Origin of the sequence: Sporosarcina pasteurii (genome assembly GCF_041295575.1) — a bacterium.
Lineage (GTDB): Bacteria > Bacillota > Bacilli > Bacillales_A > Planococcaceae > Sporosarcina > Sporosarcina pasteurii.
In genome coordinates this window covers 1,577,679-1,602,979 of record NZ_CP160452.1, presented here as the reverse complement: position 1 = coordinate 1,602,979, position 25,301 = coordinate 1,577,679, and the positions used below count along the sequence as shown (strand labels likewise).

Sequence of the window (25,301 nt, the reverse complement as noted above, 5' to 3'; positions counted from 1 at the left end):
ATATGAATATGAAACTTTACGAGAACTCGTCCGTCTTATATATATGTGATTGCACTAAAATGGATATTATTTTATGAGATTAAATTGAAAGGAAGAGAGAGTGGAATGAAGAAATTTAGTTGGCCGAAGCACTCCGTACTCATCATAGCAATTGTTGCTACGTGGCTTACCACATACATTGGGTATCAAACGAGCTTCAGCATGACGATTGATAATATGATGCAAGAATTCATTCTATTAATGAATCCTTTAAGCTTTTTATTATTTATTTACGGTATTGCTTTATTTATAAAAACACCAAAAAGAAGAAATAAATTTATATTTTCGGTAAGTTTAATTACCTCGATTATTATGTTTGCGAATGCTGTATTTTATAGATTTTTCAATGACTTTATTACATTGCCAGTATTATTTCAAACAAGTAACTTTGGAGATTTGTCTTCATCTATCACTGCCAATATGTCACTACTTGACATCTTCTTCTTTACGGATGTATTGATTGTTTCTTTAGCAATTCGCTATATTCCGCAAGCAGAAGATAGAGTATCAGGCAAAAATGTTGGACCTAAACTCTATTTTATCATGGCAGCTTCACTGACAATGTTCAATTTAGGACTTGCAGAAACACAGAGACCACAACTATTAACGAGAACATTTGATAGAGAATTACTTGTGAAAAATATTGGTACGTATAATTACCATATTTATGATATTGTGATGCAATCAAAATCACATGCACAACGTGTACTTGCGGATGGAAGTGAAATGGTTGAAGTAGGTAACTATATTAACGCAAATTACGCTGAGCCGAATCCGGAGATGTTAGGCATCGCTGAAGGCCGTAATATTATTGCCGTATCATTAGAGTCACTACAATCATTTGTTATAAATGAGGAAATGAACGGGCACGTTATTACACCATTTTTAAATGAATTAACGAATGATCCAGACACATTTTACTTTTCTAATTTTTATCACCAAACTGGTCTTGGAAAAACATCGGATTCCGAATTTATTCTAGAGAACTCACTTTACCCTAGAAATGGTGCAGCCGTCTTCTTTACGCATAGTGGAAACACTTACGACTCACTTTCTAATAAGTTGGGAGAAAATGGGTATCACACAAGTGTTATGCATGCGAACAATAAGAGTTTCTGGAACCGAGACATTATGTATGACGCATTAAATATTGAAAAGTTTTATGACGTAGCAAGCTATGAAATTGGCGAAGGAGACGCAGTTAACTGGGGAATGAAAGATATTCCTTTCGTTAAGCAATCAGCTGATTTAATGCTCGATATTCCTCAACCGTTTTATACAAGATTAATTACACTAACAAACCATTATCCTTTTGATCTTGATGAAGAAGATATGCTAATCCCGCAATATGATTCTAATTCAAGAACATTGAATAAGTATTTCCAATCTGTTCGTTATATGGATGAAGCGATTAAAGTATTATTTGAGGACTTAAAAGAAAAAGGTCTTTACGATAACTCAATTATTGTTATGTATGGTGACCATTACGGTATTTCGGAAAATCATAACAAAGCAATGGGTATGTATTTGGATAAAGAAATTACACCGTTTGATAATGCGAAACTACAACGAGTTCCATTGTTCATTCATATACCAGGTTATGGTAAAGGCGAAAAGATTGATACTGTCTCAGGTCAATTAGATATTAGACCAACGCTACTTCATTTGATGGGAATTGAAACGAAGGGCGATATGCAACTTGGAAAAGATATCTTCTCTCCAGATTACGAACCGTTTGTGATCTTTAGGGATGGCCGTTTTGTAACAGAAAACTATATATATACAACTGATGTTTGTTACGATACAAACACTGGAGAACCCGCAGAAGAACAAGCGGAGTGTGATCAGTATTTAAAACGTGCGATGGATGAACTTGATTATTCGGATATGATTATTAATGGAGACTTACTCCGTTTTATGACGGAACCCGAAAATCTAGAGAATGAAATGAAATGATGACTTTAGGAACTGCACGGAAATTTCCGTGCAGCCTTTTTTTACCCTAATCTGAATAAAATCCTTTTAATTATTACGAGTTAAGTAGCTTGAAAAATAAAAAATGGGAAAGAGGGGGAGCGTTGAAGAGAAATGTTCTTATCATAGGTGTTGTTTTACTATTATTAGCAGGTTGTTTTGGCAAGGAAGAAGAAAAGCAAAAGGAAGTTCGAGAAGAACCAAAACAAATGGAAATAAAGGAATCTATCAAAAAACTAACCGTGGACCGCGCTAGCTTTCATTTTATTGTTGATTGGTTAACGAATACGGAGATTTTATATGTAGAGAAAAAAGAAGGTTTTTATCTTTTAAAATCATTTGATGTACTCACAGGTGAAACGAAAATTATTTATGAAGAACCAACCATTATTGCGGACGTTTTCATTCATCCAACAAGAGAACTTGTATTATTACATACGACGGATCATCCTTCCTCTGCAACAGTGAAAATCATTTCATTAGCGGGTGTGTTACAAAATGAAGTCACGATTCAGTCGAACGAGCTTGAAATTGAGTGGAATGACATAAATCCTGAATACCTCCTATTAACTGCTTTTCATCAGGACTGGTCTTTTGATGTGTTTTTATTTGATGGCTTGAAAAATAATCTTCAACTTATATCAAATGAGGATCCTTTTCCAAAATGGCTAGGTAGCGAACATTTTATTTTAACTGAATTAGACACTCATCCATTAGATGGCGGAAAGTTGTTTTTGTACGACCGTCAAACGGGAGAGAAAATTGACACCGTTGAAGATCAAGTTGTTTTATATGATACATTTAAAGAATCATTATTACACATGCGCATCAACGATAGTGGACAGGCTGAATATACAATTGTTGATATATTAGGAGTTGAGTTGGCTCGTTGGACCATGCCGGCGATCAGTAATTACTCAGAATGGGTTATGCCTTTTATTCAGTGGCTTGCATCCGATAGCGTCATTGTCAATAGACCGCTTGAAAGTGGTCTATTAGATGAAATAGAAGAGGCCTATGATATAGTGAAAATTGAAGGAAACGAGGAAAAGGTCCTTCTGAATGAAACATTAAATAGTTCAATAAAGTGTACGCCGGATACGAAGAAATGCATCACTGGTCCGATGCTCGAAACAATTATTGACGTGGAAACTGATAAAGGAAAAAAGTGGTTATTATACGAGTATGAATCAAATATATAAAAAAGTAGAGAGTTGGAAACGATACTTCCATCTCTCTACTTTTATTGTGGACCTTTAATAAAGCCCTTTTTAATTCTCGTGTCACCCCCACTCATCGTTACAATGTTGGTGGGTAACCTTGAGTAATTATCGTCGCAATTGTAAAGCCCCCGAAAACAACGCAAGCTCCAAAATTGAAAACGATACTCAAAATATTACGTTCTTTAAATGCTTGTACTGTACCAATTGCTGCAAAAATACCAACTAGACCAAAAATGACCATTAGTAAGTTCATTGTGTAGACACTCCTTTCACTTTAGAAAAATGAATGCCAATATAGCAATATCCACTATCTATTGTAATCGTTTTCGCGATAATTGTCGAGTGTATTTGTGAGGAATGTTTGAATTCACGATTTGAATTGCGTAGACTATTTGAAGAGGAGGCAATGCGAATGTTAAAGATAACTAATTTTCCACTCGGTCCAGTTCAAACAAATTGCTACATTATTCAAGATGAGGATAGTAATTGTTTGATTATTGACCCAGGTGAAGAGGGCAAAAAAATAATTACACATATTGAGGGTGCAAATTTAAAACCGATAGCAATTTTATTAACACATGGTCATTTCGATCATATTGGCGCAGTTGATGCTGTACGGGACCATTTTGAGATTCCTGTTTATATCCATGAAATTGAGCAACATACGTTAACAGACCCAGAGCAAAATGGTTCTACTAGATATCCAGGACTTCCGCTTGTCCGAAACCGGGCTGCAGACCATTTAATGAGAGACGAAGGAAGGATGAAAGTAGGTCCTTTTACATTTGAAGCACGTTTTACTCCAGGCCATTCTCCGGGCAGCGTGTCATTTGTATTTCTAGAAGACGGTTTTGCAGTAGTAGGAGATACGTTATTTCAAGGAAGCATCGGAAGAACAGATTTACCAGGAGGCGATACTGAAACGCTGCTAAGTTCTATCCATGACAAGCTATTGACATTAGGTGAAGACGTTGTGATTTACCCAGGGCACGGCCCATCAACAACCCCAGCCTACGAAATGAACAGCAATCCTTTTTTAAACGGATTTTAAGAGTTCTCAAAAGCGTAGTCGCATGAATGAAGCAAGTATACTAAAATCGAGAATATAATTTTTATGAAATAAAAAAACAGCCATAAAAGGCTGTTTTTTGTATGTACAGTATTAATGTCCGGTCCCTGGTACGTGAATAAAAGTTGCATAATAACTAAAGCCGACCATAAACACCATCAAATAAGCTCCGAACATGTACATGTACATACGCTCCGTTAGGTTTAAATAGCCAAGTAGTAAAAAGAAAACAGTGTTTGCAACGAATAAAAGCGATGCAGGTATCATATCACCAGCATAGAACAAAACCGCAAATATACCTGTCCACCAGCCTAATAGCTTGAACATGTTATCCATATGCGCGTCCCTCCTTAATAACAATACAATAAGCTCGCTCTTATCTATTATAATGGATGATAACGGTAAAAGTAAACTCAAATCTGAATATTATTGTGTCGAAGCGGTGTATTGTTATTTTTTTGTGAAAATTCATCGATAAACTAATATTATCCCTTTATTAGTGATGATAATTTAAAAAGAAGTGATTTTTAACTATAAAAATATCACTTTAACCAATTGTATTCCCAATTTTTGAAAAACATTGTATGCTAAGTGTAGTGATGAAGAGCAGTCCTTCGTTATTTTAGTAAAAACTCAGGAATGACAATTCTTTTAAAAAGAGAGGGGAGTTTATGGCTAAAAATGAAAATGTGATTGAAAGAAAGTGCAACAATCTTCTTGAACAAGCTGTGTATGAAAATGCAACAGATATTCACCTGATCCCATCAAGTAAAGGATATGATGTAAATTTTAATCGTGGTTCAAAGTTAACGAAAATCGGCTCGCTACCTCCCCAACTAGCGGAACGAATGATTTCTTTTTATAAATTTCTTTCTTCTTTAGATATAAGCGATAAGCGTAAACCTCAAAGCGGTTCCTTTCACAAAAAGATGCATGAAGAAAATTTTTCTTTTAGAGTATCGACAATCCCTGCTATTCATTATCAAGAAAGTGTTGTAATTCGGGTACAAAAACATAATCGTATTGTACCTATCGATCAATTATGCCTAGAAAAAGAATGGGCGGACACGTTGCGTACAGCTACTGCTATGCCACAAGGGCTTATTTTACTCAGTGGCCCAACCGGTAGTGGAAAGACGACTACGATGTATTCTTTAACATCGCATTGTGCGAACAATTTAAATAGACATGTGATCACACTAGAAGACCCTGTAGAAAATAAACATGCACACTTACTGCAAATTCAAGTGAATGAAAGTGCTGGTATGACTTATTCTACGGGATTAAAGGCGATATTGAGACACTCGCCTGATGTAATTATGCTCGGTGAGATTAGAGATGCTGAGACAGCTAAAATTGCGGTAAGTGCTGCTTTGACAGGTCATTTAGTATTCTCCACCGTGCATTCAAAAGATCCGGTTGGAACGATTTATAGAATGTTAGACTTTGGTGTTTCATTGGAAGAGTTACGACAAACGATGATTTGCATTTCAACGCAGCGTCTAATCGTCAAGAACAATGGTGAAATGGGTGCGGTATTTGAAATGATTGCAAATGAAGCAATTGAAGCTGTATTAGATTCAATCAAGAAAGGAGAGCGATTCACGTATTCAACCGAGAATAAAATGACTCTACTCCTTCAGAAATATAGTCAATCGCAATCAAAATATGAAAAATAGCCATGTTGTTAAACAGAAAATCATACCAATTTCAGATAAACCCGTTTTCTTAGCCCGAATTGCCGAGTTATTGGATGAAGGCTATATATTTTCGGATGCCATTAATTTGATACTACCGCATCATACATTGGCTTATGAAGCTGTCATTGGACAGATTGAAGAGGCTTTTAGAAAAGGGTTAGGGGTATCTGCAATTTTAGGGAAGTTTGGTTTTTCAGACACGCTATTATTATCGGTGATTATAGCCGAGAAGAATGGTCAATTAGCGGGGGTGTTACTAGCGCTTTCTAAACAACTGGATAAAGTTGAAGAAGCAAAAAAGAGACTAAGAAATCTACTAGCGTATCCCTTAACGCTATTTGTTTTTATAGCTGCACTGCTAATGGGTTTTCGTAATTTCTTTTTGCCGAATATGGAAGCGTTGTCACGTTCACGGCAAGGAGACATCTCTACAGTGAGCGCCTTGCTTCCTAAAATAGTATCCCTACTACCTGATATGATTTTCGGCATGATGATGATTATGGCTGCCTCACTAATGGGGGCATTATTTTATTATCGTAAACAATTACCCAAAAATAAAATAAAGTTCATCCAGAAGATTCCCATTATACGTCATTGGATTTTTCAGTGGAAATCTAAACAATTTGCGAGGGAACTAGGAAGCTTATTGGAGTCTGGCGTTTCAATACAAGATGCATTGGACGTACTGATCCAACAAAACGTAGATCCAGTATTGGGGGAAATTGCTAGAAATGTGAAAGGGTATTTGATATTTGGGGAACCGTTTCATGCAGCGATTGCATTAGTTGATGGATTAACCAAAGAATTTTCGTCGTTTGCAAAACATGGCGAAGCGAGTGGTCACTTAGCAAAGGAATTGCTCATTTATAGTGCACATCTAGAAGAATCCTTACATCGAAAAATGTCAAAAGGACTAGCGCTTCTTCAACCTGTGTTGTTTAGTCTGATAGCGGTTTGCATATTAGCTGCTTACGTTGCTTTGTTATTACCTATCTATAATATGTTAGATACATTTTGAAAGGATGAAGTTTATGAGAAAAATATTGAATCAAAGGGGTTTCTCTTTAATCGAGATGATGATTGTTTTATTAATTATTTCGGTATTGATCCTAATTGCGATTCCAAACGTTACGAAGCACTCGCAAAAAATTGATGAGAAAGGTTGCGACGCATATATATCTATGGTTCAAGGTCAAGTTGAGGCTTATAAAATGGACACACACCAATATCCAACCGATTTAGCAGTTTTAGCTGATACTGAGTATTTTGAGGGAATACCCGAGTGTCCAGATGGAACAGATTTAAAGATTACGAATGGAAAAGTAAGTAAAAATGGTGGGAGTTAAATGTCAAGCACAACTATACGTAAAAAGAACGAAGACAGAAAGGGGATTTACATTAATTGAAATGACTTTTGTGTTATCCATAGTTATTTTGTTGACAGTAATGATTTTGCCGATGGGCAATAAATGGTTCCGAATGGCATCAGAAGAAGATGCAATCGATTCAATTATAGCGACGATTTACAGCTTGCAAAGTTACTCGATGGCATATAACGAATATACGCGATTAAGTTTCCAAAGTTCAGGAACGCAAACAATGTATGTGGCTGCCGTCCCTGGTAAAAAAGAGTTGTCAAGAAAATTATTACCTGAAGGGATGCACGTATCAAGTTCAAGTGCATTAAAAACCGTGGAATTTCATGGAAATGGCAATATTGTGTATTCCGGCGTGTTAACAATTGTAGGCAAAACTGGTAGAACGGCAATCACATTTCAATTTCAACGGGGAAGGATGATTATTAGTGAATCAGAAGGGATACTCTTGGCCAGAAGCAATTCTCACGATCACAATACTTTCCATCATATTTGGAACACTTTTGCCAGTCGCCACACAGATGACAATCACTATGCAAAAAAAGAAATTATCTATGCACGCTGCTGAAACAGCTTACCAAGGCGCAATTGCATATCAGGCGTATCGTCAAGTAGAAGGATCCCGAACAGTGGATGAGATAAACTACAATTGGCAAGTAACTAGTAATGCGATATGTGTATCGTATCGACTCGATCATGAGGTGTTAACAAAATGCATCGAATTCGACGCTTAGCGAGTCAAGAAGGTTATACGCTTCTGGAATGTATTCTTCAAGTAATGATTTTCGCTTTGTTTGCACAATTGTTTCTATTGTTTTTTTATTGGAAAGGTCCAATTGAACGCCAGTATACAGAGCATTCCGCTACCGCTTGGGAAATGTTTGCTGCTGATTTTCAAGCTGAATTAACGCACCTTCATTCATTTGAGGTTTATCATAATGGCGAAGGGGTTCGTTTTCGGACGGATAGGGGACTAATTGCAATCGAACAAAGAAACCATGTCATTCGGAAATCCATTGACGGACTTGGACATGTTCCTTTTTTAACCCATGTTTCATCAGCCCAATTTTCTTTACAACATCCCACGCTAGTAGTCAATGTGACGATGCAAGATGGAACTCGAAAGGAGCGCAATTTTACAATTGGGGATTATTCACAATGAGCGGGGAATCACATTCGCTGCAACACTTATTTTATTATTTTTTGTAAGTCTCTTTCTTTTTTCTATAGTTATGTGGCATGATAGTTTATATAGCAATCTTAATTCGTTAGAAGTGTATTATGAAAAAAGAACGATAGAATTAATGAGACGTTCGGGCGAATAAAATAAATGTGTTGAATTGTAGGTGATGAGTGTGAAAAGGGTATATTTAGTTGGATATATGGGGTCTGGAAAAAGTGCAATTGGTAAAAGGTTAAGCTTTGCTACTAAATTACCGTTTTATGATATGGATACAGAAATTGAGCGAAAGATGGGTATGTCAATTCCGCGAATATTCGAACTATACGGAGAGGCGTATTTCCGAGAGTTGGAGACGGAGTTTTTAAGAAACTTTCGAGATGAATATTGTATTATAGCAACCGGTGGTGGCGTCGCAATGCGTAAAGAAAATCGGGAAATTATGAGGAGAACAGGTCTTGTGTTTTTCTTGAATGCTCCTTTTCGAGATATTTGGCGAAGAATCGCAACCGATAAAAATCGACCGATTGTACAACGGTCCTCTAAGACGGAACTTGAGAAATTATATTATGATCGTAAACCATATTATTTAAGAGCGGGTCATTTTAAAGTAGAGACTGAACGCCGATCGTTGCTTGACATAACAACATATATCGTCTTCCAAATGAATCGTTTGCGAGGCGATGACTAAAACAACCATATATGACTATAAGACAAAAGTAGGGGCGGATTAAACATTCGTTCCTATTTTTTGTAACATTATCCAGATTTAATGAAAAAATTAAACAATGAACATAAACACGAACTATGTCTGTGATTAATTTAACAATGTTCGTGAAAGTGTTTGTTTCTATAAAACTATTGCGCTTTCATAAAACAAATGTTAAGATGTGACATGAAAGGTTGCTATTTTTTCATTATTAGAAAACAACAGAATAATTGCGAGTGATTGTATGAGGAGAGAACGCAGCTGCGTCGCCGAAGGAGCAAGTGAATTTATCATGAATCTCTCAGGCAAAAAGACTCTTACATGACGCATCTCTGGAGAGTGTTGGATAAACCAACCACCAACGAGGAAAGCCGCAAGGTCAAACTTTCAGGTAAAAAGACAGAGGTTCCTTAACGCTTTTTCGAATAGGGAATCTTTGTCTATTTTTTATGCTCCTGAATTTTAGTGAATGCATTCTAATCGCTTGGTGATGCTCTTGAATTATTCAGTTTTCATTTGGATTTAATGAGTAAAAATCATGTGAAAAGTTAATGAGAATTTGTAACAGACGAAAACGAAATTGTGGTAAGTAGTTATATGATAGGAGGAAGAGAAATATTGACGAAAACGTTAAAGCGGACAGTTTTATTTGAACAATACGCAAAACACGGTGGAAAAACAATTGACTTCGGCGGTTGGGATTTGCCTGTTCAGTTTACTAGTATTAAAGCTGAGCACGAGGCGGTTAGAACAAGAGCTGGATTGTTTGATGTATCACATATGGGGGAGATTCTTGTCACTGGAAAAGGTTCTTTGCCTTATTTACAGAAAATGATGACAAATGATGTGTCAAAACTGAATATCGGTCAAGCCCAATATACAGCAATGTGTTATGAAAATGGTGGGACGGTTGATGATCTTTTAATCTATAAACGAGATGAAGATAATTACTTACTCGTCGTCAATGCTTCCAACCTTGAAAAAGATCTTGACTGGATGAATGATCACATAACTGAGGATGTTGTAATCGAAGATCAATCATCCGATTATGCATTACTCGCTTTACAAGGGCCACGTGCTGAAGCGATTCTCCAATCATTAACAACTGAGCCACTTAATGAAATTAAGTTCTTTAGATTTAAAGAAGATGTTGAAATTTGTGGTCAAAAAGTACTGATTTCTCGTACAGGCTATACGGGCGAAGATGGTTTTGAACTATATGCTTCACCAACATCTATCGTCGTACTATGGGAAGCAATCTTAATGGCAGGTGAAAATGAAGGGCTTGTGCCTGCAGGACTTGGGGCACGTGATACACTTCGTTTTGAGGCGGGACTACCTTTATACGGGCAAGAACTTTCAGAGGAAATCACACCGCTTGAAGCTGGACTTGGTTTTGTTGTGAAATTAAATAAAAAAGAAGATTTCATTGGAAAAGAAGCGCTTCGCGAACAAAAAGAAAATGGCGTACTTCGTAAACTTGTCGGGATTGAAATGATCGACAAAGGCATTCCACGTACTGGCTATCAAGTGTTCTTGAATAACGAAGCAATTGGAGAAGTGACAACAGGTACACAGTCGCCTACTTTAAATAAAAATATTGGTTTTGCACTTTTGAAATCGGAGTATGCGACAGAAGGTACAGAAGTGATCGTTCAAGTGCGAAAAAGACAACTGAAAGCTGTCATTGTTAAAACGCCATTCTATAAACGTTAAAAAGATTTAGCAGATATCTTGTTTTGATAATTAATCATATAAAGGGGATTAGAAAACATGAAGCATCGTTATATACCAATGACGGAAACAGATCGTCAAGAAATGATGGACGTCATCGGAATTTCTTCGGTGGAAGAATTATTCGAAGCGATTCCAGAAGAAGTCCGCTTTAAAGGCGAATACAACATAAAAAAAGCGAAGTCTGAATCTTCATTAACAAAAGAATTGGCGAAACTTGCAGCTCAAAACGCAGATGCCGGTCGTTATGCATCCTTTTTAGGCGCTGGCGTTTACGACCATTATAAACCGATTATCGTTGACCATGTCATTTCTCGTTCGGAGTTTTATACAGCGTATACACCGTATCAACCTGAAATTTCTCAAGGAGAATTACAAGCAATCTTTGAATATCAAACAATGATTTGTGAATTAACTGGCATGGAGATCGCAAACTCTTCCATGTATGACGGAGGAACAGCGTTAGCTGAAGCAGGTACGTTAGCAGCTGGTCACACGCGTAGAAAGAAAATCCTAGTTTCTGAAACAGTTCATCCTGAATCGCGTGACGTCGTTTTATCTTATGCGACTGGTCAATCAGTAGAAGTGGTGACAATTCCACAAAGAGACGGGGTTACGGATCTTGAAAAGTTAGAGGAACTAATGGATGATTCAACAGCGGCGGTTCTCGTTCAATATCCTAACTTCTTTGGACAAATTGAAGACATTCAAAAAATTGGTGAGATTGCTCATGGATCTAAAGGCTTGTTAGTTGTCTCATCAAATCCACTTGCACTGGGCGTACTCACACCTCCAGGAAAACTAGGGGCGGATATTACCGTAGGGGACGCACAACCTTTCGGAATACCGGAATCATTTGGTGGACCTCACTGTGGATATTTTGCTGTAACGAAAAAGCTAATGCGTAAATTACCGGGACGTCTAGTTGGTGAAACTGTAGACGAAGAAGGTAAACGCGGTTATGTACTGACGCTACAAGCACGTGAGCAACATATTCGTCGAGATAAAGCTACATCTAACATTTGTTCAAACCAAGCATTAAATGCACTTGCTGCTTCCGTTGCGATGACAGCGCTAGGTAAAGTAGGTACCCAAGAAATTGCTTACCAGAACATCGTAAAAACAAGATATGCGAAAGATGCATTTGAAACGGCTGGCTTCAAAGTGGTTTTTAATCAAGCGCACTTTAACGAAATTGTGGTTGATTTGGAAGTACCAGTGAAACAAGTGAATGATTATTTATTTAACCAAGATATTATCGGTGGTTATGATCTTGGGTTAAAATTTGAGGAATTAAAAAACCATGCACTGATCGCAGTTACGGAACAACGTACAAAAGAAGAAATCGATGCACTTGTTCAACATACGGTTGCTTGTGTGCGAGAAACGGAGGCCCTCAATGCTTAAGGAAGAACAATCATTAATTTTCGAAGTGACCAAAGAAGGTCGTGTCGGCTACAGCTTGCCAGAACTTGATGTACCAGAACTTGATCTTGATGACTTATTGCCAGCGGGTTTCAAACGTGAAGAACCAGCGGAACTGCCGGAAGTGTCCGAGCTAGATATTATGCGTCACTATACTGCATTATCGAAACGTAACCACGGTATCGACTCTGGGTTTTATCCACTTGGCTCTTGTACGATGAAGTATAACCCTAAAATAAATGAAGCAGTTGCACGTTTCCCAGGATTTGCAAATATTCATCCACTTCAAGACGAGTCAACAGTACAAGGTGCAATGGCACTTATGTATGACTTGCAAGAACATTTAGTCGAAATTACAGGCATGGATGAAATCACACTTCAACCGGCTGCAGGTGCGCACGGAGAATGGACTGCATTGATGATGATTCGCGCATTTCACGAATCAAATGGTGACCACCATCGTACAAAAGTAATTGTACCTGACTCCGCGCACGGAACTAACCCAGCTTCCGCAACAGTTGCAGGTTACGATACAGTGACGGTTAAAACAAATGAAAAAGGTCTCGTTGACTTAGAGGACTTAAAAAGTGTTGTAGGAGATGATACAGCTGCACTGATGCTGACAAATCCAAACACGTTAGGTTTATTCGAAGAAGACATCGTTGAAATGGCAAAAATTGTGCACGGCGTTGGCGGTAAGTTGTACTATGACGGTGCTAACTTAAACGCGGTTATGTCGAAAGCACGTCCTGGCGATATGGGCTTTGACGCGGTTCACTTAAACTTGCACAAGACATTCACAGGTCCACATGGTGGTGGGGGGCCAGGTTCAGGTCCAGTAGGCGTGCATAAGGATTTAGCACCATTCTTACCGAAACCAGTCTTAGTGAAAAAAGACGATGTGTATACATTTGAATACAATCGTCCTCAATCAATTGGACGAGTGAAGCCATTTTACGGGAATTTTGGCATCAACGTACGTGCATATACGTATATTCGTTCAATGGGTCCAGATGGCTTAAAAGCAGTAACAGAAAATGCTGTTCTAAACGCAAACTATATGATGCGTAAATTAGAACCTTATTTCGATTTACCGTATACACAGCATTGTAAACATGAGTTTGTTCTTTCAGGTCGCCGTCAAAAGCAATTAGGCGTTCGTACGTTGGATATGGCAAAACGACTGCTCGATTTTGGATATCATCCCCCAACAATCTACTTCCCACTTAATGTTGAGGAAGGTATGATGATTGAGCCAACGGAAACAGAATCAAAAGAAACGTTAGATGCATTTATCGATGCGATGATTCAAATTGCAAAGGAAGTTGAAGAGAACCCAGAAATCGTTCAAACAGCGCCGCATACAACAGTTGTTAGTCGCCTCGATGAAACGAGAGCGGCTAGAAATCCAGTGCTCCGTTATACGAAAGCTTAAATAAAGAATTCCAATTATGGAGAGGCAACAATATAAAAAACAGCGAAGGAAAGCGTATCATTTCCTTCGCTTTTTTCTGTTTTTAATTACTTTAACCATCTTCATGTTTAATGCAAATCTCCTATGAAAACCAGTAAACTTCACATCGGTTACGTGTTTTTTACAAATAGTTGTCAAACGAATAACCACATCACTCATTTGAACCATCAGTGACAAAGTTACTAAATTCTGAAAATGTCTTGACAGATTAATTAAAGATGGATACGATTACTTTAATTCTTAGTAAACTTATAGGGATTCAATACATACTATAAGGATAATGTTAATTCAACATAATATGGAGGGATGGTCATGATTAGTCTATTTGTAAAAAACGAGCGTCAAAAGGATTGGTTGCAAAAAGTGTCTAAACTAGAAACAAAATTTAAGGAAAATGCAGCAAGGACAGATGAGTTGGCAATCTTTCCAAAGAATAATATACAAGCGCTTGTGGACTTGGGCTATCAGCGTATTACGTTGCCAGAAGTATATGGTGGGGCAGGTTTAAAAGTATATGATATGGTCCTTTTGCAAGAGACAATTGCCAGTTTTGATGGAAACACAGGTCTTTCAATTGGTTGGAATTTAGGGGTGATTGGAGATGTGTTTGAGAAGAAGTTATGGAAGGAAGAAGCGCTCAATTGTTTTGCTAAAGAAGTAGTGAATGGTGCATTAGTTAATCGATCTGTAAGTGAAGCAATTACAGGAAGCCCAGCAAGAGGAGGACGTCCTGGAACGAGTGCAGTGAAAAAAGATGGTTCATGGGTCATTAATGGACGCAAATCGTTCACAACAGCATCGCCAGTATTGACCTATTTTCTAACGTCAGCATGGATCGAAGAAAAACAAAGAATCGGTTTTTTTCTTCTACATAAAGACTTAGATGGTTTATCGATTGATGAAACATGGGATGTGATAGCAATGAGAGGAACAGGTAGTCATGATTTGGTGCTTGAAAATGTCGTTGTTGAAGACGCTCAACTTGTTGAACTTCCCGACAATCCGAGTGGAAAATTTAGTGGATGGATGCTTCATATCCCAGCGTGTTACTTAGGAATTGCGCAAGCTGCGCGTGATTATGCAGTCCGTTTTGCAAATCAGCATACTCCGAACAGTTTAACTGGACCGATTAGTCAGCTACCGAATGTCCAACAACATTTAGGAGAAATTGACTTGAAATTAACCCAAGCGAGACATCTGATTTACAGCGTGGCAGAAGCTTATGATGATGAGACACGCAGAGATTTAATTATAAATGATATCGAAGTAGCAAAGTATACCGTAACAAATACTGCAATTGACGTTGTCGACAAAGCGATGAGAGTTGTTGGTGCGAAAAGTCTTGCAAGGGGAAATCCGTTACAACGCTATTATCGCGATGTTCGCGCTGGTTTGCATAATCCGCCAATGGACGATATGACGATTAGTAGATTAGCAAATTCTGCGATTGAAAACATGAAAAGCGATCACATTGTCCAAGTATAAAATCCGATTTTGAGGTGTGAGAAAGAAATTGAGAAATAAAAATCAGTATAGTGAGCGATGTTGTTGAGCGCGTTATTACAAAAATAGGACTTCAATATATTAAAAAGGGGATCACGAGCATGAAGTTGACAAAAGTTTTAAAAGCGGCGGCATTTAGTGCGGGAATTGCAGCTTTATTAGTTGGTTGTAGTTCAAGTGATAATGGAAGCGTGAAAGCGGACGGGGACAATGATATAAGAAAAGTGAAAGTCGCCTATGTGCAATCATCAAAACCAGTTACTTATACAGATGAAAATGGGAATGCCGCTGGTTATGATGTAGAGGTTCTGAAGGCAGTCGATGAGTTACTTCCGCAATATGAATTCGAATTTGTTGGCACATCAGATGATGATTTATTAGTTGGTGTGGAACAAGGGAAATATCAAGTAGGCGTGAAAAATGCTTTCTGGACAGAGGAACGAACAGCGAAATTTATTTATCCTAAAGAGTTTGTTGGGTTAAGTAGTACTGGGTTGGTTCTAAAAAAAGAAAATGCAGCTGTAAAAACATTAGATGATTTTGCATCGGCAGGCTTTTCGTTGGCGCCCATTGCCGCAAATAACGCACAATACACAGTTATTGCTGAACATAATGAAAAAAATCCTGATAATCCAATAAATTTAAAAGCAGGAGATACTTTTTCGGTGGATGTCGTTCAATGGGTCAATGAAGGTCGTGTAGATGGCGCAGTAATTATTGAAGCTTCGTTTAATAGACAAGTAACGGCTGGTGACGGTCCCTATCATCACTTAAAAGACGATGTTGTTTACAATGAGTTCGCCGTCATTAAAACTTGGCCATTATTCAATAAAAAAGAACAAGAATTTGCAGATGCTTTTGATGAAGCGCTAAAAGAAGTGAAAGAGCAAAAAATTCCAAATGACTTAAGTATAGAATTTTATGGTAGAGACTTGTTTGAATTACTAGATACTGTCGAAAGGTAAGGGGTATAAGAAGGCTGTTGGGGAAAATAGTGCTCAACAGCTTTTCATCGGTATAGTTTGTATTGTGCTTTAACCGGTCAAGACGGAGGGGTTCTTGTGGAAAAATATTTTGATTCATCTTATATATGGGGAGCATTTCCAACGCTTCTTCCTTTTTTAAAAGTGACTTTTATGGTTGCTGGATTTTCGGTCCTGTTTGGAACGTTATTTGGCTTAGTGTTAGCTGTCGCAAAAATAGGCGGCAATCTATTTTTCAAGAAACTAGCGAATGGGTATACAACGATATTAAGATGTACACCCTCCATCGTATTACTCTTCTTGGTTTATTATGGGATTCCTGCCATTGGAAATAATTTAGGAATCGATTTGAACCATATCGATAAAGCGATTTTCGTTGTTGTCGCATTTTCGCTTCAATTCGCTGCCATTATGTCGGAAGTCATTCGATCAGCTTATGAATCGATTGATAAAGGGCAATACGAGGCGGGGGTAAGTGTTGGGTTAAGTCCTTTTCATGTGTATCGCAGAATTATTTTTCCACAAGCATTGGTCGTTGCGCTTCCGAATTTTGGGAATGGGTTAATTTCTTTACTTCAGGAGGGGGCCTTGGCCTATACGATAGGGTTAATCGATGTTGTCGGAAAAGCAGAGCTTATTATTGCTTCAAATTATAATACGCATGCGCTAGAAATTTATCTTGCACTAGCAGTGATTTATTGGGTTCTATCCATTCTAATTGAACAATTATTCTTGAAACTAGAGAAAGTGTTTGGAAGAGGAAAGCGATCGTTAAGTGCGCCGTAAGGAGGGTTATCATGTCGGAAGGTTTAAACTATAAGTTTTTATGGGAAACATTCTTCGTTGCTTTGTCAGGGGTTCCGATTACCTTACTTGTGACAGCTGTTGCATTAGTGATTGCTTTACCTGCAGGATTTTTGCTAGCTTTATCTAGAATTAATAAAATCCCTATCTTATATCGACTTGCACAAGTGTATGTCTCTTTTGTAAGAGGAACGCCAATCATAATTCAAATCTTTATTGTGTATAGCAGTGTTCCTTTGTTACTAGATATGTTTTTTGAAAAATATAGTATGGGGATACATGTTTATGATGTCAACCCGATCTGGTATGCGTTTATTGTTTTTACATTCAATACAACAGCGATATTAATTGAAGTATTTCGCTCTGCCATCAATACGGTGGATAAAGGGCAATTAGAAGCAGCACAGTCAGTTGGTTTAACAAATTTTCAAGCATACCGACGAATTATTATTCCACAAACGCTCGTTGTTTCGATGCCAAATATTTGTACAGCAACAGTAAACCTGATTAAAGCAACTTCTCTTGGTTATGCGATGTCCTTACAAGAAATAACACTAAAAGCGAAAGTCGCCGCGAATGTTGGCTACAATTACGTGGAAGCGTACCTTGACATATTCCTAGTCTATTTAATCTTATGTAGTGTCGTAGAATATGGCTTTAAATGGTATGAAAAACGATTATCACGATATAAATTAACGGTTGCTTGAAAGGAGTTTAAGGTATGTTAGAAATTACCGGGATACACAAATCATTTGGAAACAACAAAGTATTAAAAGGCGTTGATATTCAAATAGATAAAGGTGACGTTGTTGTGATACTGGGTCCGAGTGGTTCAGGGAAGACGACACTACTTAGGTGTATCAATTTTTTAGAAACTGCTGATCAAGGAAAAGTGACATTAGGTGATACAGAACTTAGTTTAAATTCAGCTTCTAAAAAGCAAATTCACGAAGTAAGACAAAAAATCGCTTTCGTATTTCAAAATTATAATTTATTTAATAATAAGACCGCGTTAGAAAATGTCACAGAAGGTTTGATTATTGGTAGAAAGATTCCCAAAGGAGAAGCGAACGAAATTGGGAGAAAGGCTTTGGATAAAGTTGGATTATCCGATAAGTACGATGCCTATCCAAAAGAACTGTCAGGAGGGCAACAGCAAAGAGTTGGCATTGCTAGAGCTGTTTCTTTAAATCCAGCAATAATTTTATTTGATGAACCTACGTCTGCGCTTGATCCAGAATGGGTTGGGGAAGTGCTTGCTGTTATGAAGAACATTGCTGAAGAGGGAACAACGATGCTCGTTGTTACACACGAAATGTCATTTGCAAAAGATGTTGCAAACAAAGTCATCTTTATGGATGGCGGCGTAGTTGTTGAAGAAGGGACATCTGAGGAGATATTTAGTAGACCTAAAGAAGAGAGGACACAACAATTTTTAAGAAGAGTATTACCAGAAGATTATACTTATTATATATAAGACGGCATAATAAATTCAATTATCGTTTAGATAATGCTACTATTCTTCATTACTAGTCACTTTGAAAGTATGATATACTTGATTTAGTATCAGGTACTAATAATAGGTATAATATTTAAATGTTAATTGGAGGTTGCTATGGAAGATTTATTAAAACTAAAAGGAAAAAATATCGTAATCATGGGTGTTGCGAATCAAAGAAGTCTAGCATGGGGCGTAGCGAAATCGTTACAAAAGGTAGGGGCAAATTTAATTTTTACTTACCGAAAAGAACGCTCGGTGGATCGCATACAAAAACTATTAGCAGATCATGAATTTGAAGCAAAAGTTATGGTGGAATGTGATGTCAATGAGGATGAAAGTATAAAGCAAGCGTTCAAGAAAATCGGTGAAGAAGTCGGCACAATTCACGGCATTGTCCATTCATTGGCATTTGCACATCCAGAAGATTTACGCGCTGATTTTGTAGATACTTCTAGAGACGGGTATGCATTTGCTCAAGATACTAGTGCTTATTCCCTCGTTGCAGTTGCAAAGCAAGCTCGTCCTTATATGACAGAAGGTGGCTGCATAGTTACAATGAGTTATTTAGGGGCGGACCGCGTGTTAGATGGCTACAACGTTATGGGAGTGGCGAAAGCAGCCTTAGAAGCATCTGTTCGTTATTTGGCGAATGATTTGGGGAAAGATGGCATTCGTGTTAATGCAATTTCTGCAGGAGCAGTTCGTACAATCTCAGCAAAAGGTGTACCATCGTTTAATAAGATTCTTAATAAAATTGAAGAAACTGCACCACTTAGACGTAACATTACGCAAGAGGAAGTTGGAAATATGACCCTTGCTGTTTTAAGTGACTTATCTAGCGGCGTAACAGGCGAAACGATTTATGTCGACGCAGGCTATCATATTATGGGATGAAAAAAGATAGAGAGTGTAAATTGTTACACTTTCTATCTTTTTTGCTTGAAATGTTATTTACTTTTAATACGACCTGTCCACTTTCGGAATCCACCTGTTAAATGATACAAGTGCTCGTAGTTCTTTTTCTTTAAAAATAAAGCGGCACGTGCACTTTTTCCACCGTTTTGGTCGTATAAATAGACAGGTAAATCGGGTCTCAATTCTTTATAACGCTGTCTTAATTGAGAGTATGGCAAGTTACGAGCACCGAGAATATGTCCAGCTTCGAAATCTTTCGGTTCACGAACGTCAATTAATTGTGCTTTTCGATACCCTTCAATAAATTCTTCTTGTGTTAGATTAACGACTGCTTTTCCAAGTCGTAACATCGAAACAACCACATATACGATGATAAGTACAAGAATTCCTAAAATAATATAAAGTGTGTCCAATAAAGCTTTCCCCTTTCTTCGTTCTTATCTATTATAAATGGAGGGTGGCACTTGTTCAATAGGGATGCTAAAATGAAATTCGGGATGAAAGGGGATTGATGATGGAAATGAGAACTTGGCATTATATAAATTCGGGAAAATGTAGTGGGCCGTTTAATATGGCCTTAGATGAAGCACTCTTAGAATGGCATAGTAAAGGTGAAATGGGTCCAGTACTTCGATTTTATGAATGGGAACCCGCGACTTTATCGATTGGCTACTTTCAAAGTGTGTCAAAAGAAGTCGATATGGAGCAAGTACGTCATCATCAATTAGGTTTTGTGAGAAGGCCTACAGGGGGGAGGGGCGTCTTGCATGAACACGAACTTACATATAGCGTGATTGTAAATGAAGATTATCCAAATATGCCCGATACTGTGACTGAAGCCTACCGTGTAATTTCTGGAGGTCTACTTGAAGGATTTCGTAATCTTGGACTAGATGCTAGTTTTTCGGTTCCAAAGAGCAAAGAGGAACGTCAAAACTTAAAAAATCCAGGTAGTGCTGTTTGTTTTGATGCGCCAAGTTGGTATGAACTTGTTGTAGAGGGTAAAAAAGTTGCCGGAAGCGCACAAACAAGACAAAAAGGTGTTATTTTACAGCACGGGGCTATTTTATTAAGTTTGGATGAAGAAAAGTTAATTTCTCTCTTTAAATTTAAATCTGAGGCAGTACGAGAAAGAATGAGAATTGGCTTACGAGAAAAAGCTGTAGCAATTGACCAATTGGCAGGCCGGGCTGTATCCCCAAAAGAGGCTGAAGCGGCTTTTTCCAAAGGATTTGAAAAATCATTGAATATTAAATTGGAACCATATGAACTTTCGGATGCTCAACTACAATATGTAAAAGAGATTGAGCAAAAGAAATATGGAAATGACGATTGGACATTCAAAAAATAATCGTTACAATGTCCTGTTTTTTTATTTTTTTTACATTTAAATAGCGACATTATCACCTTCCTGTAAAAATGTAATTTTGTATCCATTGCAGAGGGTTTCAATATGTAGTAGATTAGGGTATATGAATAACACAACATGTTGTGTTTTATAAGATTTAAAAGGAGGATGTGTTAATGGTCGTCGTTTCGAATAACCAAACACCCGTATTAAACAAAGCTCAATTAAATGAAGATATTGCTGAATTTCCACAAGTACATCCGATTACAGAAGATATGTATATTGAACATGGTGGCGTTTCAAGACTCGTTATGATTGATAGATATTCATTTAAGGACACGGAGAAGAAAACGTTAAAAGTTGGAGATTTTGTCGTTTTAACAGTAAAAGAAGATCCAAAGTTTCCAGCTCGCGGACTTGGATTCATTACAGCACTAGACAAATCTAATGGACAAGCTGATATTTGGATTGAGGAAGAATATCGTTCGGCAATCGATAACCCAATAGAACAGGAAAAAGGGATTGTTACTAGACCTATTGAAGTTCTTGAAAAGCCTTTAGAAGTTTTCTATGAACAAATCGCAAAACGAAATGCAACAGGGCTTTCTTCAGTAGAAACAACGGAAGAAAAAAGAAAAGAATCGTTCGAACGGTTTTATGAGCAACTCTCAACTTTAAACTTTATTCCTGCTGGACGAGTCTTGTATGGTGCAGGCGCAGAAACAGATGTTACGTATTTCAACTGTTATGTGATGCCGTTCGTTGCAGACTCCCGTGAAGGCATTTCAGACCACCGTAAGCAAGTTATGGAAATTATGAGTCGTGGCGGCGGTGTTGGATCGAATGGTTCAACATTACGACCAAGAAACACATTAGCACGCGGTGTCAATGGTAAGTCATCTGGTTCAGTATCATGGTTAGATGACATTGCGAAACTAACGCATCTTGTGGAACAAGGTGGATCCCGTTAACCGATACACGGCGGGATTAAAATCCTGTGAATTGCTGGAACACCCTTAGAGCCTTATTTACCACAACGTGACTGGTGACGGTGAGCGTGAAGGTTTGAAAAAAATAAGGATTGGGCAATCAGCAGCGAAGGGTCTTTGGAAACGAAGATCAACGTTCAACGACTATTGAAACTTCCTAAAGTTTCCAGTAAAAATTTATCATGCATGGTGGTGGATAGGATGGATGCAAAGGAAGAAGTAAACCGTAATAAGCGGTAACGCCGTTACGGGGCGCAGGACAAAGAGAAAACGACTCTTTGATGAGATAGTCTGAACTCATGTGAAAGCATGAGAGTTGGGCAGAAATGACCCACCCCTCTCAAAGTAGAGAGCGTAACAAATAAGCGTGGAGCACAAATGATTATGTTAGCGGATTGGCATCCTGATATTCTTGAGTTCATCATTTCAAAAATGCAAAACCCAAGAATTCTTCGCTATCTGCTAGAAAATACAGAAGAAGAAATGATTAAAAAGTTAGCGAATGAAAAATTAAAGTTCAAACCGTTAACGAACCAAGAAGAAGCAATGTATCAAAGCATTTTAAATTATCGTCATATCCCTGGCTTCGGTGGATTTAATGAAGCCATTATGAGGGATGCTGAAACGAAGCTACGTGATGGCGGAACGTATTCAGTGCACAATCCAGAGTTCTTAACTGGTGCCAATATTTCAGTGACGTTGACAGATGATTTTATGAAAGCTGTTGAAAATGACGAAGAATTTGAATTGAAATTCCCAGCAGTTGAAAAGTATTCGCCAGAAGAAATGGCCATTTACAATGAGAAATGGCATGAAATTGGCGATGTTCGTGAATGGGAGAAAATGGGCCATGAAGTTCGTGTGTACAGAACAATTAAAGCACGTGCACTATGGGATTTAATTAATATTTGTGCAACGTACTCTGCAGAACCTGGTATTTTCTTTATCGACAATGCAAATAGTGAAACAAATGCAAAAGCATACGGCCAGCAAGTTGTTGCTACAAACCCATGTGGCGAGCAGCCGTTAGCACCATATTCTGTCTGCAACCTTGCTGCTGTCAATCTTGCTGAAGTTGCAGATAGAGAAAGTAAAACAGTTGATATTGATAAGCTAAAAGAAATTGTGCGAGTCGGTGTACGTATGCAAGACAATGTTATTGACGCAACGCCTTATTTCTTAGAAGAAAATGAGCTGCAAGCGCTTGGCGAACGTCGTGTAGGACTTGGCGTTATGGGACTCGCGGATCTTCTAATTTACTGCGAGAAAGAATACGGTTCAGAAGAGGGCAATGAGCTCGTTGAACAAGTATTTGAAACGATTGCTACAACTGCTTATCGTGAATCTGTTGAATTAGCAAAAGAAAAGGGTAGCTTCCCATTCCTTATTGGTAAAACTGATGAAGAAACGAAAGCGCTTCGTGAAGCATTTATTAATACTGGCTTCATGAAGAAAATGCCGGAAGATATTCGGGAATCCATTTTAGAACATGGTATCCGAAATTCCCATTTACTGACAGTTGCTCCAACTGGATCCACTGGAACAATGGTTGGCGTTTCAACCGGCTTAGAGCCTTATTTCTCCTTCACGTATTACCGAAGCGGACGTCTTGGTAAGTTTATCGAGGTAAAAGCGGACATTGTTGAAGAATACTTACAAAATAATTCGGAGGCGGATCCGAATAACCTACCTAGTTGGTTTGTTTCATCCATGAGCCTTGCACCAGAAGCGCATGCTGATGTTCAATGTATTATTCAACGTTGGATCGATAGTTCGATTTCTAAAACAGTGAACGCGCCTCGTGGTTACACTGTTGAACAAGTTGAAAGTGTGTACGAGCGTCTATACAAAGGCGGAGCGAAAGGTGGCACGGTATATGTGGATGGAAGCCGTGACTCCCAAGTATTGACGCTGAAAGCTGAAGAAAATGAGATGGATTCTGACTATGTAGAAGAAGTAATTGACGAGCAACCAGTCATGCTTGTTGATACGATTCAAGAATTAACATCTACGAATGTAACAATCGGTTCTGAAATCGGAAATACTTGCCCAGTCTGCCGTCAAGGAACGGTACAAGAAGCGGGCGGATGTAACACATGTACTAATTGTAATGCACAGTTAAAATGCGGACTATAATCGCATAAGAAAACCGGCACTCACTTTTCAAGAAGTGATGTGCCGGTTTTTTAGTGAAAAATTATTGTGCAGGAATGGCAGTGGTCTCGGGCTCATCATCGTTTGGAGATGCTAATGCAATGACACCATGCTCTTCGACTTCTAATAGCTTTTCAAAAGATAGAATAGCGACTTCGACTTGCTCATCATCTGGTTCTTTCGTCGTTAATAATTGTAACCATAATCCTGGATAACCTAGAAATTTTAAAACAGGAATATTACGTACGGCATTTGTTACTTGTAATACTTCAAAAGAGATCCCTAAGACGACAGGGATGAGTAAGATTCGATTGACGACTCGGAGCCATAAAGGATCTGTTGGAACGAGAAAGTAAATAAACATCCCAACAATCACCGTGAAAAGGATAAAACTACTTCCACAACGATAATGAAGTCTGGATTGTGCTTGAATGTTTTCAACAGTTAATGGTACTCCGCGTTCATAGGCGTTAATGACTTTATGTTCTGCGCCGTGATATTGAAAAACTCTTCTAATGAACGGGGTCATCGAAATCAGTGCCAGATAGCCAAGTAAAAGGATTAGTTTAAAAAAGCTTTCTAAAAAAATCTGGGCAGCTTTTCCAGGTGCTACTGCACTAAAAAGTTCAGCAATAAAAACTGGTACGAGTGTAAAAATAAATTTACTAAAAAGAAAAGAAAGTACGCCGACTGCTGCAACCCCAATCACCATGGCTAATTTTGAGCTCTCTTCTTCAGTTTGTTCTTGTTCCTCGCCTGGCATTACATCGAAACGATCGCTTGAAAAGTTTAAATGTTTGGAACCAACTCCAGCAGACTCAACTAAAGCGACAATTCCTCTTAGGAAAGGAATCTTTTTTAGCTTTGATGCAAGTGGAGCTTGTTTTTTAGGCAAGTGGAAATACTCAATAGAGTCGTCTTTCCGACGAATTGCAGTTACGGTATGTTCTTTCCCACCGAACATTACGCCTTCGATGAGTGCTTGCCCACCGTATGTTGGAGTTTGCTTTTCTTTTGCCATATGAATTACCCACACTTCCTTTTAGGTCAAAATGTATTACGCAATTAATTTATCAGATTTCCATTATAAGCGGAAATTGTAAAATAAAAACTACATTCATTGTACTAAAATATACGTATCATAACCACAATGATGTTTAAAATCGATGAATTCACCAAACACTTCTGTTAGGAGGGATTT

General features: G+C 38.0%; 23 protein-coding genes, 2 pseudogenes and 1 riboswitch. Of the genes and pseudogenes, 21 read left to right on the top strand and 4 right to left on the bottom strand.

All coding sequences use genetic code 11. The annotated features are described in order from the left end of the window. The first annotated feature begins 105 nt into the window (after positions 1–105). Complete coding sequence (locus AB1H92_RS07400; protein ID WP_115361010.1) at positions 106–1,995, top strand: LTA synthase family protein; 1,890 nt, start codon at positions 106–108, stop codon at positions 1,993–1,995. A 122-nt stretch (positions 1,996–2,117) separates the two neighbouring features. After that, positions 2,118–3,215, top strand: a complete 1,098-nt coding sequence (locus AB1H92_RS07395) for a hypothetical protein (protein ID WP_115361012.1) — start codon at positions 2,118–2,120, stop codon at positions 3,213–3,215. A 97-nt stretch (positions 3,216–3,312) separates the two neighbouring features. Here AB1H92_RS07395 and AB1H92_RS07390 read toward each other — a convergent pair whose 3' ends face one another. Beyond that, entirely contained in the window at positions 3,313–3,489 is a 177-nt protein-coding gene (locus AB1H92_RS07390; RefSeq protein WP_115361014.1) for a DUF2759 domain-containing protein, read from the bottom strand. Positions 3,490–3,648: 159 nt separating this feature from the next. On the opposite strand from AB1H92_RS07390, the gene AB1H92_RS07385 reads away from it, so the two are divergent. Further along, positions 3,649–4,287 (top strand): MBL fold metallo-hydrolase, encoded by a 639-nt coding sequence (locus AB1H92_RS07385; RefSeq protein ID WP_115361016.1) that lies wholly within the window; start codon positions 3,649–3,651, stop codon positions 4,285–4,287. Positions 4,288–4,398: 111 nt separating this feature from the next. Here the strand turns inward: AB1H92_RS07385 and AB1H92_RS07380 are convergent, their stop codons facing one another. Next, positions 4,399–4,641: a DUF2626 domain-containing protein gene (locus tag AB1H92_RS07380; protein WP_115361018.1), complete on the bottom strand. Its 243-nt coding sequence runs from the start codon at positions 4,639–4,641 to the stop codon at positions 4,399–4,401. 335 nt (positions 4,642–4,976) lie between these two features. Here AB1H92_RS07380 and comGA point away from each other — a divergent pair, with 335 nt between their 5' ends. From comGA to fabI, 15 genes are all read left to right on the top strand, one after another. Beyond that, a complete protein-coding gene (comGA, locus tag AB1H92_RS07375) occupies positions 4,977–5,984 on the top strand; it encodes a competence type IV pilus ATPase ComGA (RefSeq protein WP_115361019.1) in 1,008 nt (335 codons plus the stop codon). Continuing rightward, positions 5,974–7,023 carry a competence type IV pilus assembly protein ComGB gene (gene comGB, locus AB1H92_RS07370; RefSeq protein ID WP_115361021.1) on the top strand — a complete coding sequence of 350 codons (1,050 nt, stop codon included), beginning with the start codon at positions 5,974–5,976 and terminating at the stop codon, positions 7,021–7,023. The genes comGA and comGB overlap by 11 nt, the downstream gene beginning before the upstream one ends. A gap of 13 nt (positions 7,024–7,036) precedes the next feature. Then, positions 7,037–7,351: a competence type IV pilus major pilin ComGC gene (gene comGC, locus AB1H92_RS07365; RefSeq protein WP_115361023.1), complete on the top strand. Its 315-nt coding sequence runs from the start codon at positions 7,037–7,039 to the stop codon at positions 7,349–7,351. Further along, positions 7,338–7,949 (top strand): type II secretion system protein, encoded by a 612-nt coding sequence (locus AB1H92_RS07360; RefSeq protein WP_115361025.1) that lies wholly within the window; start codon positions 7,338–7,340, stop codon positions 7,947–7,949. The genes comGC and AB1H92_RS07360 overlap by 14 nt, the downstream gene beginning before the upstream one ends. Before the next feature lie 144 nt (positions 7,950–8,093). After that, a complete protein-coding gene (gene comGF / locus AB1H92_RS07355; RefSeq protein ID WP_115361027.1) occupies positions 8,094–8,543 on the top strand; it encodes a competence type IV pilus minor pilin ComGF in 450 nt (149 codons plus the stop codon). 193 nt (positions 8,544–8,736) lie between these two features. Continuing rightward, positions 8,737–9,252, top strand: a complete 516-nt coding sequence (locus AB1H92_RS07350; protein ID WP_115361029.1) for a shikimate kinase — start codon at positions 8,737–8,739, stop codon at positions 9,250–9,252. 254 nt (positions 9,253–9,506) lie between these two features. Continuing rightward, a riboswitch (glycine riboswitch) is annotated at positions 9,507–9,597 on the top strand. 291 nt (positions 9,598–9,888) lie between these two features. Continuing rightward, positions 9,889–10,986 (top strand): glycine cleavage system aminomethyltransferase GcvT, encoded by a 1,098-nt coding sequence (gene gcvT / locus AB1H92_RS07345; protein ID WP_172481042.1) that lies wholly within the window; start codon positions 9,889–9,891, stop codon positions 10,984–10,986. 57 nt (positions 10,987–11,043) lie between these two features. Continuing rightward, the gene (gene gcvPA, locus AB1H92_RS07340) at positions 11,044–12,411 is read left to right on the top strand and encodes an aminomethyl-transferring glycine dehydrogenase subunit GcvPA (RefSeq protein WP_115361032.1); all 1,368 of its coding nucleotides are present in this window, start codon (positions 11,044–11,046) and stop codon (positions 12,409–12,411) included. Next, a complete protein-coding gene (gene gcvPB, locus AB1H92_RS07335) occupies positions 12,404–13,864 on the top strand; it encodes an aminomethyl-transferring glycine dehydrogenase subunit GcvPB (RefSeq protein ID WP_115361034.1) in 1,461 nt (486 codons plus the stop codon). The genes gcvPA and gcvPB overlap by 8 nt, the downstream gene beginning before the upstream one ends. Positions 13,865–14,215: 351 nt before the next feature. Continuing rightward, the gene (locus tag AB1H92_RS07330) at positions 14,216–15,388 is read left to right on the top strand and encodes an acyl-CoA dehydrogenase family protein (protein ID WP_115361035.1); all 1,173 of its coding nucleotides are present in this window, start codon (positions 14,216–14,218) and stop codon (positions 15,386–15,388) included. Positions 15,389–15,507: 119 nt separating this feature from the next. After that, on the top strand, positions 15,508–16,371 hold the full coding sequence (locus AB1H92_RS07325) for a transporter substrate-binding domain-containing protein (protein ID WP_115361037.1): 864 nt from the start codon (positions 15,508–15,510) through the stop codon (positions 16,369–16,371). 96 nt (positions 16,372–16,467) lie between these two features. Continuing rightward, positions 16,468–17,175 (top strand): amino acid ABC transporter permease, encoded by a 708-nt coding sequence (locus tag AB1H92_RS07320; RefSeq protein ID WP_115361039.1) that lies wholly within the window; start codon positions 16,468–16,470, stop codon positions 17,173–17,175. An 11-nt stretch (positions 17,176–17,186) separates the two neighbouring features. After that, complete coding sequence (locus AB1H92_RS07315; RefSeq protein WP_115361041.1) at positions 17,187–17,900, top strand: amino acid ABC transporter permease; 714 nt, start codon at positions 17,187–17,189, stop codon at positions 17,898–17,900. 14 nt (positions 17,901–17,914) lie between these two features. Continuing rightward, positions 17,915–18,670, top strand: a complete 756-nt coding sequence (locus tag AB1H92_RS07310) for an amino acid ABC transporter ATP-binding protein (RefSeq protein WP_115361043.1) — start codon at positions 17,915–17,917, stop codon at positions 18,668–18,670. 138 nt (positions 18,671–18,808) lie between these two features. After that, positions 18,809–19,588: an enoyl-ACP reductase FabI gene (gene fabI, locus AB1H92_RS07305; protein WP_115361045.1), complete on the top strand. Its 780-nt coding sequence runs from the start codon at positions 18,809–18,811 to the stop codon at positions 19,586–19,588. A 53-nt stretch (positions 19,589–19,641) separates the two neighbouring features. Here fabI and AB1H92_RS07300 read toward each other — a convergent pair whose 3' ends face one another. Next, positions 19,642–20,022, bottom strand: a complete 381-nt coding sequence (locus tag AB1H92_RS07300; protein ID WP_115361047.1) for a rhodanese-like domain-containing protein — start codon at positions 20,020–20,022, stop codon at positions 19,642–19,644. Positions 20,023–20,123: 101 nt separating this feature from the next. On the opposite strand from AB1H92_RS07300, the gene AB1H92_RS07295 reads away from it, so the two are divergent. The 3 genes and pseudogenes from AB1H92_RS07295 to AB1H92_RS07285 all read left to right on the top strand — a co-directional run. Further along, on the top strand, positions 20,124–20,960 hold the full coding sequence (locus tag AB1H92_RS07295; RefSeq protein WP_115361049.1) for a biotin/lipoate A/B protein ligase family protein: 837 nt from the start codon (positions 20,124–20,126) through the stop codon (positions 20,958–20,960). Between the two features lie 173 nt (positions 20,961–21,133). Then, positions 21,134–21,925, top strand: a pseudogene (locus tag AB1H92_RS07290) (ribonucleotide reductase N-terminal alpha domain-containing protein); the annotation flags it as partial. 378 nt (positions 21,926–22,303) lie between these two features. Beyond that, a pseudogene (locus AB1H92_RS07285) lies at positions 22,304–24,082 on the top strand (vitamin B12-dependent ribonucleotide reductase); the annotation flags it as partial. Between the two features lie 61 nt (positions 24,083–24,143). On the opposite strand, the gene AB1H92_RS07280 reads toward AB1H92_RS07285, so the two are convergent. Next, a complete protein-coding gene (locus tag AB1H92_RS07280) occupies positions 24,144–25,121 on the bottom strand; it encodes a DUF1385 domain-containing protein (RefSeq protein WP_115361053.1) in 978 nt (325 codons plus the stop codon). Between the last annotated feature and the right edge of the window lie 180 nt (positions 25,122–25,301).

Bases quoted from the DNA above. Each gene is read 5' to 3' on its own strand.
- AB1H92_RS07400 (WP_115361010.1), top strand. From the start codon at position 106: ATGAAGAAATTTAGTTGGCCGAAGCACTCCGTACTCATCATAGCAATT.
- AB1H92_RS07390 (WP_115361014.1), bottom strand. From the start codon at position 3,489: ATGAACTTACTAATGGTCATTTTTGGTCTAGTTGGTATTTTTGCAGCA.
- AB1H92_RS07385 (WP_115361016.1), top strand. From the start codon at position 3,649: ATGTTAAAGATAACTAATTTTCCACTCGGTCCAGTTCAAACAAATTGC.
- AB1H92_RS07380 (WP_115361018.1), bottom strand. From the start codon at position 4,641: ATGGATAACATGTTCAAGCTATTAGGCTGGTGGACAGGTATATTTGCG.
- comGA (WP_115361019.1), top strand. From the start codon at position 4,977: ATGGCTAAAAATGAAAATGTGATTGAAAGAAAGTGCAACAATCTTCTT.
- comGB (WP_115361021.1), top strand. From the start codon at position 5,974: ATGAAAAATAGCCATGTTGTTAAACAGAAAATCATACCAATTTCAGAT.
- comGC (WP_115361023.1), top strand. From the start codon at position 7,037: ATGAGAAAAATATTGAATCAAAGGGGTTTCTCTTTAATCGAGATGATG.
- AB1H92_RS07360 (WP_115361025.1), top strand. From the start codon at position 7,338: ATGGTGGGAGTTAAATGTCAAGCACAACTATACGTAAAAAGAACGAAG.
- comGF (WP_115361027.1), top strand. From the start codon at position 8,094: ATGCATCGAATTCGACGCTTAGCGAGTCAAGAAGGTTATACGCTTCTG.
- gcvPA (WP_115361032.1), top strand. From the start codon at position 11,044: ATGAAGCATCGTTATATACCAATGACGGAAACAGATCGTCAAGAAATG.
- gcvPB (WP_115361034.1), top strand. From the start codon at position 12,404: ATGCTTAAGGAAGAACAATCATTAATTTTCGAAGTGACCAAAGAAGGT.
- AB1H92_RS07330 (WP_115361035.1), top strand. From the start codon at position 14,216: ATGATTAGTCTATTTGTAAAAAACGAGCGTCAAAAGGATTGGTTGCAA.
- AB1H92_RS07325 (WP_115361037.1), top strand. From the start codon at position 15,508: ATGAAGTTGACAAAAGTTTTAAAAGCGGCGGCATTTAGTGCGGGAATT.
- AB1H92_RS07315 (WP_115361041.1), top strand. From the start codon at position 17,187: ATGTCGGAAGGTTTAAACTATAAGTTTTTATGGGAAACATTCTTCGTT.
- AB1H92_RS07310 (WP_115361043.1), top strand. From the start codon at position 17,915: ATGTTAGAAATTACCGGGATACACAAATCATTTGGAAACAACAAAGTA.
- fabI (WP_115361045.1), top strand. From the start codon at position 18,809: ATGGAAGATTTATTAAAACTAAAAGGAAAAAATATCGTAATCATGGGT.
- AB1H92_RS07295 (WP_115361049.1), top strand. From the start codon at position 20,124: ATGGAAATGAGAACTTGGCATTATATAAATTCGGGAAAATGTAGTGGG.
- AB1H92_RS07280 (WP_115361053.1), bottom strand. From the start codon at position 25,121: ATGGCAAAAGAAAAGCAAACTCCAACATACGGTGGGCAAGCACTCATC.